This is a genomic window from Streptomyces sp. NPDC086989, assembly GCF_044745505.1.
In the GTDB taxonomy this organism is placed as follows: Bacteria; Actinomycetota; Actinomycetes; order Streptomycetales; family Streptomycetaceae; genus Streptomyces.
Genome location: NZ_JBIVAL010000028.1, coordinates 20,983 through 34,122, shown reverse-complemented (window position 1 = coordinate 34,122; position 13,140 = coordinate 20,983). Strand labels below are relative to the sequence as shown.

At 68.3% G+C, this 13,140-nt stretch carries 14 protein-coding genes and 4 pseudogenes; 7 read left to right on the top strand and 11 right to left on the bottom strand.

Annotated elements, in window-relative coordinates; translation table 11 throughout:
• Positions 1-114 precede the first annotated feature (114 nt).
• Positions 115-489 (bottom strand): hypothetical protein, encoded by a 375-nt coding sequence (locus ACIPK4_RS37560; RefSeq protein WP_402321777.1) that lies wholly within the window; start codon positions 487-489, stop codon positions 115-117.
• A complete protein-coding gene (locus tag ACIPK4_RS37555) occupies positions 486-1,217 on the bottom strand; it encodes a TetR/AcrR family transcriptional regulator (RefSeq protein ID WP_402321774.1) in 732 nt (243 codons plus the stop codon). Before ACIPK4_RS37555 ends, ACIPK4_RS37560 begins: the two co-directional genes overlap by 4 nt.
• A 75-nt stretch (positions 1,218-1,292) precedes the next feature.
• On the opposite strand from ACIPK4_RS37555, the gene ACIPK4_RS37550 reads away from it, so the two are divergent.
• Positions 1,293-2,816, top strand: coding sequence for an FAD-dependent monooxygenase (locus ACIPK4_RS37550; RefSeq protein ID WP_402321772.1), 1,524 nt, complete (start codon positions 1,293-1,295; stop codon positions 2,814-2,816).
• A gap of 15 nt (positions 2,817-2,831) precedes the next feature.
• Here the strand turns inward: ACIPK4_RS37550 and ACIPK4_RS37545 are convergent.
• Positions 2,832-3,144 (bottom strand): annotated as a pseudogene (locus tag ACIPK4_RS37545) (transposase); the annotation flags it as partial.
• Positions 3,145-3,536: 392 nt separating this feature from the next.
• Here ACIPK4_RS37545 and ACIPK4_RS37540 point away from each other — a divergent pair.
• Together ACIPK4_RS37540 and ACIPK4_RS37535 are read left to right on the top strand one after the other, a co-directional pair.
• Positions 3,537-3,704, top strand: a complete 168-nt coding sequence (locus tag ACIPK4_RS37540; protein ID WP_402321769.1) for a hypothetical protein — start codon at positions 3,537-3,539, stop codon at positions 3,702-3,704.
• 410 nt (positions 3,705-4,114) lie between these two features.
• Positions 4,115-4,288, top strand: a complete 174-nt coding sequence (locus ACIPK4_RS37535) for a CsbD family protein (protein WP_402321767.1) — start codon at positions 4,115-4,117, stop codon at positions 4,286-4,288.
• Between the two features lie 141 nt (positions 4,289-4,429).
• Here ACIPK4_RS37535 and ACIPK4_RS37530 read toward each other — a convergent pair whose 3' ends face one another.
• The 3 genes from ACIPK4_RS37530 to ACIPK4_RS37520 all read right to left on the bottom strand — a co-directional run bounded on the left by ACIPK4_RS37530 (position 4,430) and on the right by ACIPK4_RS37520 (position 7,057).
• Entirely contained in the window at positions 4,430-4,684 is a 255-nt protein-coding gene (locus ACIPK4_RS37530) for a hypothetical protein (protein ID WP_402321764.1), read from the bottom strand.
• Positions 4,685-5,412: 728 nt separating this feature from the next.
• On the bottom strand, positions 5,413-6,108 hold the full coding sequence (locus ACIPK4_RS37525; RefSeq protein WP_402321762.1) for a hypothetical protein: 696 nt from the start codon (positions 6,106-6,108) through the stop codon (positions 5,413-5,415).
• 196 nt (positions 6,109-6,304) lie between these two features.
• Positions 6,305-7,057, bottom strand: coding sequence for a hypothetical protein (locus tag ACIPK4_RS37520; protein WP_402321759.1), 753 nt, complete (start codon positions 7,055-7,057; stop codon positions 6,305-6,307).
• A gap of 475 nt (positions 7,058-7,532) precedes the next feature.
• Between ACIPK4_RS37520 and ACIPK4_RS37515 the strand changes: the two genes are divergently transcribed.
• The gene (locus tag ACIPK4_RS37515; protein ID WP_402321757.1) at positions 7,533-7,694 is read left to right on the top strand and encodes a hypothetical protein; all 162 of its coding nucleotides are present in this window, start codon (positions 7,533-7,535) and stop codon (positions 7,692-7,694) included.
• A 185-nt stretch (positions 7,695-7,879) separates the two neighbouring features.
• Here ACIPK4_RS37515 and ACIPK4_RS37510 read toward each other — a convergent pair whose 3' ends face one another.
• Both ACIPK4_RS37510 and ACIPK4_RS37505 read right to left on the bottom strand, forming a co-directional pair.
• Positions 7,880-8,512, bottom strand: coding sequence for an HAD-IA family hydrolase (locus tag ACIPK4_RS37510; RefSeq protein WP_402321754.1), 633 nt, complete (start codon positions 8,510-8,512; stop codon positions 7,880-7,882).
• A 310-nt stretch (positions 8,513-8,822) separates the two neighbouring features.
• A pseudogene (locus tag ACIPK4_RS37505) lies at positions 8,823-8,978 on the bottom strand (family 1 glycosylhydrolase); the annotation flags it as partial.
• 417 nt (positions 8,979-9,395) lie between these two features.
• Here ACIPK4_RS37505 and ACIPK4_RS37500 point away from each other — a divergent pair.
• Entirely contained in the window at positions 9,396-9,569 is a 174-nt protein-coding gene (locus ACIPK4_RS37500) for a hypothetical protein (RefSeq protein ID WP_402321752.1), read from the top strand.
• Between the two features lie 260 nt (positions 9,570-9,829).
• Here the strand turns inward: ACIPK4_RS37500 and ACIPK4_RS37495 are convergent, their stop codons facing one another.
• The gene (locus tag ACIPK4_RS37495) at positions 9,830-10,213 is read right to left on the bottom strand and encodes a hypothetical protein (RefSeq protein ID WP_402321749.1); all 384 of its coding nucleotides are present in this window, start codon (positions 10,211-10,213) and stop codon (positions 9,830-9,832) included.
• Between the two features lie 180 nt (positions 10,214-10,393).
• On the opposite strand from ACIPK4_RS37495, the pseudogene ACIPK4_RS37490 reads away from it, so the two are divergent.
• Positions 10,394-11,457, top strand: a pseudogene (locus tag ACIPK4_RS37490) (IS110 family transposase); the annotation flags it as partial.
• Here ACIPK4_RS37490 and ACIPK4_RS37485 read toward each other — a convergent pair.
• Together ACIPK4_RS37485 and ACIPK4_RS37480 are read right to left on the bottom strand one after the other, a co-directional pair.
• Positions 11,450-11,935, bottom strand: coding sequence for a hypothetical protein (locus ACIPK4_RS37485; protein WP_402321808.1), 486 nt, complete (start codon positions 11,933-11,935; stop codon positions 11,450-11,452). The pseudogene ACIPK4_RS37490 and the gene ACIPK4_RS37485 overlap by 8 nt on opposite strands.
• A gap of 36 nt (positions 11,936-11,971) precedes the next feature.
• Positions 11,972-12,118 (bottom strand): annotated as a pseudogene (locus tag ACIPK4_RS37480) (IS5/IS1182 family transposase); the annotation flags it as partial.
• 204 nt (positions 12,119-12,322) lie between these two features.
• Between ACIPK4_RS37480 and ACIPK4_RS37475 the strand changes: the two are divergent.
• Positions 12,323-12,778 carry a hypothetical protein gene (locus ACIPK4_RS37475; RefSeq protein ID WP_402321747.1) on the top strand — a complete coding sequence of 152 codons (456 nt, stop codon included), beginning with the start codon at positions 12,323-12,325 and terminating at the stop codon, positions 12,776-12,778.
• The last annotated feature ends 362 nt before the right edge of the window (positions 12,779-13,140 follow it).

Genomic DNA, 13,140 nt, shown 5'->3' with positions numbered 1-13,140 from the left:
AAATATTGAATCTTGGAGAGCAGCCGGAGTACGCCGGAATCAGGCAGTAGCGCTCGGCGAGCGCGATCTGACGGTTGGAGGCTCGTCGACTGATCACCCGGTCGGATGGTTGTTTTATTTGGTGAGGCGGCGGCAGATGAGGCAGATGAGGCAGATGAGGACGGCGGCTACGCCGACGAAGGCGAGGAAGTGTTCAGCCTTGCGTTCGTAGCGGTGGTGGAGCCGACGGCAGCCGGCGAGCCAGGACCCGGTCCTTTCGACGGCCCATCGCTCCAGCCCTGCCTGGGCTGCCGGTCGACGCTGGGCGCCGAGGAGGTGGGCCATGTGCGGGGGGTCATAGCCGGCGTCGAAGACGATCAGGATGTCCGACGTCGTGTTCGGCGTTTCCTCCTCCTGATCGCGTCCTGATCGCGCAGGAGGGGCGGCTGGCCCTTCTCCGGTGGGGGGGACGACCAGGCCGGTGCCCAGGTAGGCGCCGTCCGCGATCACCGTCGTTCCGGCCCCCTTGGCGGGCAGGTCCGACTGCCGATCCCGTCGAGGAGGCAGGCCAGGCCGAACTCGAAGGAATAGTCGAAGCCGTGGTCCTCGGCCTCGACGACCCGGCGGGCGAACTGCGGGTAGGCGCCGCTCTCGACGATCCGGTGGATGTACGGGCTGACGCTGTCGCGCCACTGCTCCTCGGTCATGCCGGTGCGGCGCTGTGCCTCCTGCTCGGCGAGTTCGCGGGAGACGACGCCGATGACGTAGTCGAAGACCAGCGAGACGACGTCGGAGGCCAGGGTGATGTCCTCGGTCACCGCGCCGGCCGCGGCGAGCGCGTGGTCCATCTGCCGCAGCGAGTTGGGCCCGAGGGCGGGGCGGGTTGCCAGCACGCCGCCCAGCCACGGGTGGCGCAGCAGTGCGGCTCGCTGCCCACGCGCGACGTCGGCCAGGTCGGTGCGCCAGTTCCCGGTGAGCGGTTTCGGTGCCGCCACTGCCCGCGCGGTGTCGATCATGAGCTCCAGGAGCTCGTCGCGACCGGCCACGTACCGGTAGAGCGAGGTGGTGCCCGACCGGAGGTCGCCGGCGACGCGGCGCATGGAGAGCGCGTCCAGTCCTTCGGCGTCGGCGATGCCGATCGACACCTCCACGATTCGCTCGATGCTCAGCACCTGCCGCTTGGGGGCGTGCCGTTCCTTGCTCCAGACCAGCGCGGGAGCTGACTTCTCTTCGGCCATGGCGCTCATCATACTCATTGTGGGTACAGTGTTCCCACATAAGGGAACAGCGTTCCCGTCAAGAGGGGGGAAGTCATGTCAGAGACCGAGGTTTTGATCGTCGGCGGCGGTACCGTCGGCCTGAGCGCGGCGGTGTTCCTGGCCCACCACGGGGTCCGGGTGCACCTGGTGGAGCGGGGAGCCGGTCCTCAGATCCACCCCCGGGCCACCGGCGTGGGCATGCGGACGGTGGAGCTGCTGCGTGAGGTCGGCCTGGACCGCGCGGTGAACGAGGCCGCCGTCGACATGGCCGCGAGCAGTCTGGGCAAGATCAGCGCAGAAACGCTGGCGGCCGCCGCGCTGCCCGCTCGTCCCGTCCAGCCCGCCGGCGTCGGCCCGGCCGAGCAGCCGCTCTACACGCCCGCCGCGCTGCGTGGCACGTGCCCGCAGAACCGCCTGGACGCGGTCCTGCTGCCGGCGGCCCGCCAACGCGGCGCGCGGGTGGAGTACGGGGTCGAACTGCGCTCCTTCGACCAGGACGCCCAGGGGCTCACCGCCCACCTGGGCGACGGCCGGACGATCCGCGCCCGCTACCTCGTGGCCGCCGACGGCGTCCACAGCCAGGTGCGCTCGGCGCTCGGCATCGCCACCTCGGGCCCGGGCAACCTGGGCGAGGTGATGACGAACACGCTGTTCCGCGCAGACCTGCGGGCACTGACCGGCCCGCACAGCTTCGTCGCCTGCCAGATCACCCACCCCCAGGCCCCCGGCATGCTCGTGACCATCGACGGCGCCAAGGAGTGGGTGCTGCACACCGGCCCGCACCACCGGCCGACCCCCGACTTCATCCGAACCGCCCTGGGCGCCCCGGACCTGGACGTCGAGGTCCTGAGCTCACTGCCCTGGCGGGTGCGGGCCCAGGTCGCCGACAGGTTCGCAGACGGACGGGTCTTCCTGGTCGGCGACGCCGCCCACGCCATCCCGCCGCTGGGCGCCTTCGGTATGAACACCGGCATCGCCGACGCCCACAACCTGGCCTGGAAGCTGGCCTTGGTCCTGCGCGGCGTGGCCGGCCCCGCGCTGCTCGACAGCTACGATGCCGAACGCCGCCCGGTCGCCCAACTCGCCATGGAACAGTCGGTGTTGCGGCTGGCCGATCCTCGCCTGCACTGGGACCGGGGTCCGCAAGGAGCCGAGGCCCGTGCGAAGGCGGGCGCGGTCAATGCCCCCGTCGTTCACCTCGGCTACCGCTACAACTCGGCCGCGGTCATCGAGGCGCGCCCCGAACTGCCGTCCACCGAGGACGTCGCACTCTCCCTGGACGGATCCGCCGGCTCCCGCATGCCGCACGCGTGGGTCGCCGACGGCGTCTCGACGCTCGACCTGGTCGCCTCCCGGTTCACCCTCTTCACGGCTGAGGGCAGGGCAGGCGCCGACTGGATCGCCGCCGCCGCGCCCCTGGGCCTGGCCGCCCATAGGGTTGACCTGCCGCAACTCCCGCCAGGCGGAGCGCTACTAGTCCGCCCGGACGGCTTCGTCGCCTGGCGCGCGGCGAGCGGCCAGGCACAGCAGCTCCCCGCCACGCTCGCCGCCCTCCTGAAGGTCTCCACGCCCAGCTGACCGGAATCAGGAGTTGCCGCCCGTCAGCGCGAAGGCGAGCGGGCGGCCAGCCCCGTCGCGAGCCAGGTGGATCTTGCGGTCAGCCCGTCGCGGGACCGTCCGAATGCCGAGGTTCGGAGCCCCCTTCGGGCCCCGGCCGCGTGCTGATGAGCTCGGACGAGGGTCGAGTCGACCGACACCAGCCACTCGATATCGCCTGCGGCGTGGGCTTGCGCCTACGCTGCCCGCAGCTCCGGTCGAGTGTGCCGTCAGTAACCCACCTGCGGAAACGGGCATGCAGCGTGGTCCACGACCCGTATCGGTCGGGCACGTCCCGCCAGGCGACGCCACCGGTGCGGAACTTCCGCACATCCCGACCGCCGCGGGGCCGCGCGACTCGACCTCAATGCCCTCGCTGCCCTCGCCCTCGCTGCCCGTCCCGCCGTCACCGTCGCCGTGCACGTGCGGTGCCCTTCTCGCTGGCCCCGGGGGTCACCGTAGGGCCGTGGACGCGGGGGCAGCTGGTGCGACACGGGCCGGTGATGGCCGAGAGCCGACCGGCCGGGTGAGACCCCCAAGCCCTGCGGGCGTGTACCAGCCGTCGACCACCGCTCCGGCAGGAAGATCCGGGCGATCTACCGCCCCTTCTCCCCGGCTGGAGCCCCCCTTGCTCGAACGCAAGCGGCTAAAAGCCGCTCACTGATCACGTTCATCCTGCCCGAGGCCACCCCGCCCGGAATCGTGAGCGTCGTCGGAGACTTCAATCACGGCGACGGAATACGCACCGTCAGCATCTCCCTCCCCACCAACCAGACCCACGCCTTCCGCTACCTCCCCGCCGACGACTACCGGTTCGACGACACCGACGCCGGCCACCACGACGGCACCGACAACCACCTCCACACCTGACCATCTCGACCCGGGCAGCAACAGCGGTCGGCACTGCCGTACAAACGGCGGCCAGACGACACGGCCCGCCAGACCGTGCCATGGGGCAGCCCTTGCCGTGCCCTCCGGGCCCCCAGGCATGATCGCCATGTGGAGGCGGATCGCTGATTCGCGCAGTGGCCTCCCAACGCGCTACCACCCCGGAGAGGCAATGACCGGTGAGCCGGTCAGACCTGGCCGCCCCATTGAACGGTGGCAGTACCGCGGCCGCATGCGACACGGCGCGCGACAGCCCACTCCCGACGGCCGGACGGGCAAGCGGGTGAGCGGGTGAGCGGGTGAGCGGATTCAAGAACCTCCCCCGTTTACCGGCGGGCTATGTGAGCAGGAGAGCGGTCACGACCGATCCGGTACTACACGAGGAGGTCCCCATGTCGGGCACCGAGAAGACCAAGGCCGCAACCGAGCAGGCCAAGGGCAAGACGAAGGAAGCCCTCGGGCGCATGACCGGCAACGACCGGATGACCGCCGAAGGCCACGCGGACCAGGCCAAGGGCGATGCACGCCAGGCCAAGGAGAAGACCAAGGACGCCTTCCGCCACTGAGCGCGAACGAACGTCCCTTCCACGGTTCAGCCCCCGCCCACTCCCCCGGGCCGGGGGCTGACTGGCGAGTGCAGCCCAGCGCGGTGCCGATCGTCTCCCAGGAGACCTTCGCTACCCGGGCTGTACGGACCGTGCCAAGGGCTAGCGCCGGGGTGGTGTCCTGGAGTCGGGCGACGGCGCGCGCAGTGCGGTCACCGGGCTCGTCTTGGACAGTTCGGTGATCCGGTGCTGGAGGGCGGTGAGCAACTGCTCGACGTCGCGAGGGATCAGGCCCTCGATGGTGGTGACGTGGTATTCCCAATCCACGAACCGACCGGTCCTGGCTTCGTCGCCCACAGTCGCCGTGACGTCGCCCCACACCGCCGGGTGCGTGGTGTGTCCGCGTGCCAGCCGCATCCGCACGCGCCTTTCCGCGCCATAGCGCGTTCGGAGGCCGTGCCTCACTGTCCCACCAAACGATACTCCCGCTCAAAGCCCCCACCGGAGGGCGCCTCACAGCCACCGGGCCAAACCGCGACGACCGCACCCTCATGACGACCTGTCTCATCCGCCCACATGGCCGGGCGCACACAGTCGTGGCTGCGGCGTTCGGGCCACGACGGTGTCGGAGACGGCATGGACACCGACGCTGATCTGGCAGTTGCCGACCTTGCCAAGAGTGCCCGACTACTGCCGGGCCACACCGGGTGAATCCTGCCGCCCTTGGGGAAGCCAGTGTCGTGTACCACCCACACCTGCGGAGGCACCACCCGCACGGCCCGCCATGCCAGCCGGGCCCGGACGTCCTCGACCGGCCAGGTCTAGGACGTCTTGAACTGCTGCAGCTGCTGGTGAGCGACACCGAGCCGTTCGGCATCGGCTGCATCGTCTTCCGCCAGCCCTCCAGCAGCAGTCCTCGCAGATACAAGGCGCCCTTCTCACGCTGGTCCCGCCGAACCAGCGGCGCGAACACCTCAGACGCGAACTCCTGTAACCGGCCCCGCACCCCGGCAAGCTCCCCCGCAGTCACGACCACGACGCGCAGGGCAGTGGCGAAGTACAGGACGCCTCAACCTCGGGCCGGTCAAGGGCCGGGCTCCGTGGGCCATGGCGTCAGGTCGTCAGGTCGTCAGGTCGTCAGGTCGTCAGGTCGTCAGCGTGGCTGTGGCGAGGGAACCCCGAAGGATCTGCTCGCGGGGCAGGGAAAGATCGAAAAGACGGCCCAGGATCCCCAGCAGTGTGAAGCGCATCTGCTCTTCGTCTTCATCGCCTGTGTAGCCTTCCCGGCCGGCAACCGGCAGTCCTGCCTCTGCCATGGCCGCTGTCACTTCCGCGGCCACCGTCGGGTCCCCGTCGATACCGCCATATCCCCACGACCCGTCCAGATGCAGATTGAACGAGCAGGCGAGATGCCCATCACGGAGGTACTCGAAGAACGGCGGCACCGGCTTGCCATTGTCCTCTTCGAACATCACCTGGAAGACGTGCGCGCCGCCTGCCGAGACCCGTCCCAGCTCGTTGAACTCGCCCCACCACGCGCCGTACATGACCGCAAACGACAGGCCTGCGTACTCGCCGTAGCGCAGTTGCACGTCTGAGTCGACATCGAAGAGGTCAGGGTTTCCGACCTCCTCGGCCGTGTGCCCGCCAGACGCCCGGTGGACAACGGCGGGCACCCCCCAAAAGGCCGCCGCCGCGAGCCGCTCTACCAGCTCGTCCGGGGTCAGCCCACGGGCCATCACCACGTTGTATCCCCCGAAAGGAATCCAGCGGGGCGCCGCGAGCCAGGCAATCCCGGTGTCGGGTCCGACGGGATTGATGTCCTGCGTTCGATGAGTCACCCCGACATGATCCAGGACGCCACCGACAACCCGCCACAGTCCGCTTCCCTCTGTGCCGGGCCCCGGCTGCTCCAGCCCCGAACAACGCCGCGGCAAGTCACCTTGCTGCGCAGCGGCGCACGGAGAAGCAAGGTTTTTGGCGCCCTGGCAAGGGCTTCACTCGGCGCCCGCACTGGGCTGTGGTTAGCCGTTGGTCTCAGTCGCTGCCGGGGAGGTCATCCGGCAGATCCCGCTTCACCTGGCCGGTGGCGGGGTCGAGGAGCTGGCGGTAGTGGATCCGGAAGTCGGACTTGTCCACTGCCGTGGCCAGGATGAGGTGGGGCCCGGCCGGCATCACGTCGAGGTTGGTGCGGTCCTCGGCGCGCCATTTCTCGGTGGCGGTGGCCAGGTCGTATCCAGCAGCAGCCGAGTAGTCGCTGTCGTTCTTGTCCCACTTTTCGCCTGTCACGATGCCGCCCGTGACCGACGCCGCCCGGAACAGGTCCTTGGTCCACAGCACCCGATGGCTGTCGAGATCGACGGCATACGTGGTGGCACCGGATGAAGACATCGGCCGGGTCGTGGAGAGCGTGAGGACGGCGACCTTACCGGACGCCCCGACGACCGTGGCGGTGACCGGGGACTGGCTTTCCTTCGCCCACTGCGGAAGTTCCAGTGGCAGCCGCCACAGGGCAGCGCCCTTGGCCGTGGGAATCGCCGTGAACTCCATGAAGGCACGCGGGGCCTGCGTTCCGGCACCTGGCTGGTGAACGAAGAACGTGGTGAGGACCAAAGGTGAAACAGCTTCGGTGACGAACGGAGCCGGGAGGTTGTTCTCAAGGTTCGGGGTCAGTTTGACCAGCGGCTCGGCCTCGGATCTCGCAGCGGTCGTGACCGCGCCGCTGGCCGTGTCGACCGCCAGGACACGATCGGGCAGGGCCACATACGCCGCCTCCTTGTGGAGAGCCACCGGCATTCCTCCCCCGGCCATCTCAGCCGGCCCGACCCCGCTTCCTTCGGCATCGGCACCCCCGCACCGGCATCGAAACGCCCCGCCGGATCGTGCGCGGCACGAGGGGGCTTGCCGGGTGTGCCAGTGGATGCCGGGGCAGCGCCATCCAGGCGGTCCGGCGATGGCGCCGGCGACTGAGTGCAGCCTGCGGCCGCCGTCGCCAAGACCGCGATTAACACGCAAAGCCGCTGTACAGACGTGGACTTCACCAACCGCCTCACCTTCTTCGGAGTCAAATGATCACCTAAGGGAGGGCCCGGACATCTGCGACGCAGCCGGCCCGTCGCCGCTGTCCTGCCGATTCGAGGGCATCTGATCGTGCAGGGGTCATCACCGATGTCTCGTCGGCGGTGCGGGCGGGGCTGGCCCACGCTCTCCAGGTCGACGCTGACGTCTTTCTCGACGACACGGAGACGAGCCCCGCGGCTCGTGAGTGGTTCGAGGCCTCCGATTTCTGGGATCGATCCGTGAAAGGCACATCATCGGCCTCGCCGCCCGGCGCTACGACACTGGTCTGTCACCCGAGGTGATGGCCAAGGTCAACGCCGTCGTGGCCGAGTTGAAGCGCAAGCTGCCCGAGGTGCAGGGCGAGTAGCGACACCCGGCGTCTCCCCCCGCACAACAGCGATGGGAATCCCGGGAAAGAGCTGTTTCCGCTCCTTCCCGGGATTCCCATCGCTGTGCTTCGGTGCCTGGAGCGCCGGCCACTCCCCCTGTACCCGCTCGCCTCCGGTCATGCCAAGCGGGCTACCGGGAGCCGGATTGGCGGAGTCGGTCCGGTCAGTGGGGGTCGGTCAGGGATACGCCCAGAAGGGCCTCGAGGCGGGAAATCGTCTGCTCGGGCTGCGTTGCGCGGACTCCCGCGAAACCGAGCGCCTCCGCCGCCTGAACGTACTCCTCGGTGTCATCGACGAAGACGCATTCCTCAGCGGCCAGCCCCAGGAGCTTCAGCATGGCCTCGAAGATGCCCGGTTCGGGCTTGCGCATCCCGACGAGCTCGGAGATGACTACACCGTGGTAGAGGGCGTCGAGGTCGTACCCGTCGTACAGATTCCAGGGAGCGAGGCCCACGCTGTTCGACAGGATGCCGACCTTGATGCCAGCACGCTTGGCGGCAGCGGCCGCGGCGATCAGGGCCTGCTCGGGCCGCAGGTCGGCAAATATCCGCCCCATCAGGTTGTCCGGAGAGACACCGAGCTTGGGGGCGGCGGCGGCGTTCCACTCGGCCTGAGTGATCTGGCCGCGCTCCAGTTCGTGGGTGAGCCGGACGCCATCCGCGGCCATGTACAGCGCGTTGATGCAGGCGCCCTGCGCCAGCCCTTCCCGCTGTTCGAACGCGAGCACCGCAGGCAGAAGCGGCGTGGTGAGCACCCCGCCGAAATCGAGTACGAGACCGGTGCGGTGAGACGACATACTGAAACTCCAGCAATGGTGAGGGGTTGGTATCGGCCGGGGCGCCAGCCACGCGGAGACGAGGAGCGGTTCCGTGCCGAGGCCGTGGCGTCAACTCGGTGCGGTGCATCCGTGAGCTCCACCCGAACGCTCTGTAGCGGCCGCGCCCCGTACCGTACCAGCGGGCCGCGGAACTTTGCGGCCCGGGTGCAGCGCCGTACGACACGGGGGAAGCGATTCTTTCGTCCTGCTGGGCCGTGGACCGCAGATCATGCGGCAGCGTTGGGGCGCGCGATTTCTTCAGGCGTCGGCTGCGCTTGAAGGATTGGACGACGTGGGCGCTCTTCCGCGGTACACGGTTCCGGTCGAAGAGGCCGAACGGGACACCGGATCCTTCAAGCCATTCATAGTTGTCCACACGGGTCCAGAAGTGGACGCCTGTGATATCCATTCCGCCGTCGATGGCAGTACGGACCTCTTCCAGGGCAGCGGGAAGGTAGGCGGCTCACGCCGCGCCGTCGGCACCGCCCAGCCCAATCTCGGCAACAGGGGACTTCTTCCGCCGGCCAGCAGGACGAACTCCACTTTGGCTGAACGTCCTTGACGCCCGCAATGTTGTCCGCCGCATCATCGGTCAGGGCCCGGGGGTTAGGCCACTGGGCCGCAGTGGCGCCGTAGCGGTCCTCGTTCTCGGTGTCGGTGACGATCGGGGTCGGCAGACGTGATCCGCACCGCGCGGCCCGTGCGATCTTGAGTGCCAGTGCGTCCGCCCACGTGCCGTGAGGCGCGGGGCTCTGCGGCAAGCGGGCCATACGGGTCGAGTGAGTCAGTGATGAGTAAGTAGGCTCGAATCGAATGGTGGCAGGGGCTGCCCGCCGGGATCCGCAACCAGATCGACGGATCCGTGCGGGGCTCGCTGATGGCGGCGATCCGCGTCGTCGGCGAGATCGGCTTCGTCCCCGACGACATCGGGGTCGCCACCGCTCAAGCCATCGTCAGCGACCGGTGCGCGCACTACGGCGACCGAATAGCCCGCGAACCGGAACCCCGACCACGAGTCCTTGGTCCGGCGCGCTAACCGGATCTACGGCCGCATCGTGGCGATCGAGCGGTCGGATGCGGCGACACCGTCCACGACGCCGTAGCCGAGCGCACCACATGATCAGCATCGAGCGCACCACATGCTCAGCATCAGCTCGGCTTCGGCTTCGGCTTCGGCTTCGGCATCGAACGGGGGTTTGCCCCACACTGCCAGCTCTCGCCCACGCTGCGCGCGCGGAGGGTTCGTCTGGCGCGTTCGTCTGGCGCGTCTGGCCAGGCGCTCACGGCCTTCCCTCCCTACAAAATGTGCCGGACTTCCTCGTAGACGGCAAGGCGATCCTCTCGACTGACCTCCGGCATTACGTAGTTTCGCGATCGAACTTTCTGAAGGAACTCATCGGGCAGCGAGACGTGGTAGGTGTCCACGTAGAACCAAAGGTCCCCCCGCCACATCCATTCTCCATCAGTGAGAATGTTGTCGCCACCGAGGATTCTTTCGTCAGATCCGAGCAGGTCGTTCACCGACCCCATGAAGGACAGGATTTCGTAGCCGCCGTCGAGGTATCCAATGAGGGCCGCCTCGTCATCTTCGCCAGCCTCTCGCGCGAGGTCTCGCAAATTCGTCTTCGCAGCCCCGGATTGCGCCGACCAGAGTTCTTCACACAGGCCGAGGATCTTCATATCACTTCCTACCTTTCGTCTCACTTGGCCATCAGGAGGAACGTACGCCGGTACCCTCCACCGAAAATCTCAGGTTCCTGGCCGGGTCCAGGTCCCTGCTGACACCCACCTTGTTGGTGGGCGCCTGCACCGGCACGCCGAGTTCGTTTGCCACGCTCTGCGCTCCAGCCACCTCAGACCAAGCACGGAACCGTGCTGGTCGTGGTCGACCAGCCGGCCTCGATCGGAGCCCTCCCGCTGGCGGTCGCGCGGGACATGGGCTGCCCGGTTGCCTACCTGCCCGGACTGACGATGCGGCGGATCGCCGACCTCTACCCGGGCGATGCCAAGACCGACGCGAAGGACGTGTCCATCATCGCGGACGCGGCCCGCGCGATGCCGCACACGGTGCGGGCGATCGACGGCGAAGACGAGACGATCGCTGAGCTGGAGATGATCGTCGGGTTCGATTACGACCCGGCCGGCGAGGCCACTCGGGTTGCGAACCGGCTGCACGGCCGCTGACCCAGATCCATCCGTCGCTGGAACGGGTCCTGGGGCCGCACGGTTGCATCACCCGGCCGTCCTCGCCCTGCTGGAACGGTTCGGGTCACCGTCCCAGATCCGCAAAGCCGGTCGGCGGCTGGTCACGCTGCTGCGCCGAAGGCGCCGCGGATGGCCGAGCGGCTGGTCGAGCGGCCGGTCGAGCGGCTGGTCGAGGCCATATTCGATGCTCTGGACGAGCAGCCCGTGACGGTTCCGGGGACCGAGGCGGCCGCGCTGATCGTCCCGAGCCTGGCCGCCTCGCTGGCTGATCCTTGACCAGCGCAAGCTTCTGGCCGGGCGGATCGAGGAACTCCTGGCGGCTCAACCTCATTCCAAGGTCCTGACGTCATGCCAGGAGTCGGCGTCAGGACCGGAGCCCGGATCCTGATCGAGGTCGGTGACGGCAGCACCTTTCCGACCGTTGGCCACCCCGCCGGCTACGCCGGGCCCGCCCCGGCCACCCGGTGCTCGGGCTCATTGATCCCCGGCGAACAGCCCTCCAGACGGGGAAACAAGCAGCTCAAACGGGCCTTCTTCCTCTCCGCGTTCGCCGCCCTGACCGACCCGGCCTCGCGGGCCTACTACGACAAAAAATCGCCCAGGGCAAGCACCACACCCAGGCCCTGCTCTGCCTCGCCAGACGCCGGGCCGACGTCCTCTTCGCGATGCTCCACGACGGAACCTTCTACGAACCGCAGCCGTCGGCCGCAGTCACCTGACCTGCGGGTCTGCGAGGAGAACAACTCGATCGGCCTCGACGTCGAAGCCGAGCACCGGATGGCCGGAGCCGCCTTCCGGGTCCATCAGCACCGGCTTGCCCAGCCGCCGCCCGATCTCCCGAAGGAGGCCGCAGAACATATCGAGTCGCTCCTGGCCCTGCAACTCCCGCAGGTCGACGTCAAAGTCGACTTCATCGTTGGCATGAAAACGGAAGATCGCCAACACATCGGCAGCCAGCCAGACCCGCAGGACCGGGCACTCGGCATCCGCCGGACGAGACAGCACGGCGTCTGCCCGGGGCACCGGAAGCACCGTCCCTTCCTCGGAGTACTGGGACTTCCAGCCCTTCTCCACGACCAGATCGAGGACCACCTGCCAGTCCTCCACCGAGGCATCCGGGACACGCACGTCCGGCAACGACCCCATCAAGTCCGGGTCGAAGAAGCACTTCACGTCATCCCACAGCAGATCAGCCACCCCGCCATGCTGCCCCGGCTCACCGACCCGACGCACCCGCGTTTCCCTGACAAAAGACATAGGGGCCCCCGCATCCGCGCCCTCGCGCCGCAGAACGGTCACCAGCTGGCCGAACTGGCGCGGGACCAGCCCGGCGAACGGGGCTATCCAAGACGGCTCCGACGCCGTGATCACACCAGCCACCGCTGGATCTCAGTGCAGACGTCGCTGGTGCCGACCGATCCTTTGCCTATTCGACGATTGGCTTGGTAGGTGAGAACGGAGAGCGAATGTCGACGGGGCCCGGCAGCGGTTCTTGATCGAGGCGCCCGGGAATGTCGATGAGAACTGGCAGCGCCCAGAGGGCTTGGCCCCGGGCGTGTCGGCACGGACGGACATAGTGCGACTGTGGACCTGAGACCGGAGTTGTTGCCGCCGCTCGTGAGTCGGCAGCGGCTGGACGAGCTGTGCGCCGAGGTGGAGCGTATCGCTGACCTGCTGGAAACCCGCCGGGAGGCCGCAGGTGAGGCAATCACGACCTTCAACGCGATGACCGGTCACGACTGCGGGGCCCTTGACTTCGGTGAGTACGGCGGAAACCGGAGCCTGGAGAAGTTCGCGCAGGAGGCGGCGCGGCCAGCTCGTCCCGTGGTTGCGGACATCACCCGGGACGAGCTCGTTGAGATCGTTCGCAGACTCCTGCTGGCCTATCCGGAGAGCGACCACTACGCGCGGCTCCTGGAGGCGAACGTGTCGCACCCCCGGGTGAGCGGCCTGGTCTTCCACCCCTCAAACAACCTTCGGGGCGCGTCTGCGGAGCAGATTGTCGACGAGGCTCTGAAGTACCGACCGATCGCGCTCTGAGCCCTGCGGGAAGGCTGGGCCCGGCAGCAGCAGGCCCGTTTTTTGAAGCCCGACACGATTTCTTCGCGGCACACCGCCCACCGCTGGGCCCAGCTCGTCAGCGAAAGCTGGTCCCACTATTTGGCGGCGCCGTAGAACGCTGCCGGGCTGCGGTCTGTTCACTGCTCACGTGGTACCCCTGCCCCGGCTTGATACTGCGAGCCGAGGCGGGCGAACTGAAGGCTCCTGGAGATGGTCTCGCCGTGTCACACACCGCCGCGATCGGGGAAAGAAGGAGGTACCTGTCACGACCGCCAGGTCCCCAACGAATGCGCGTGAGAGACTCGGTGGTCGGATCGTCGAGGCAGAAGGGCCGCTTGCCG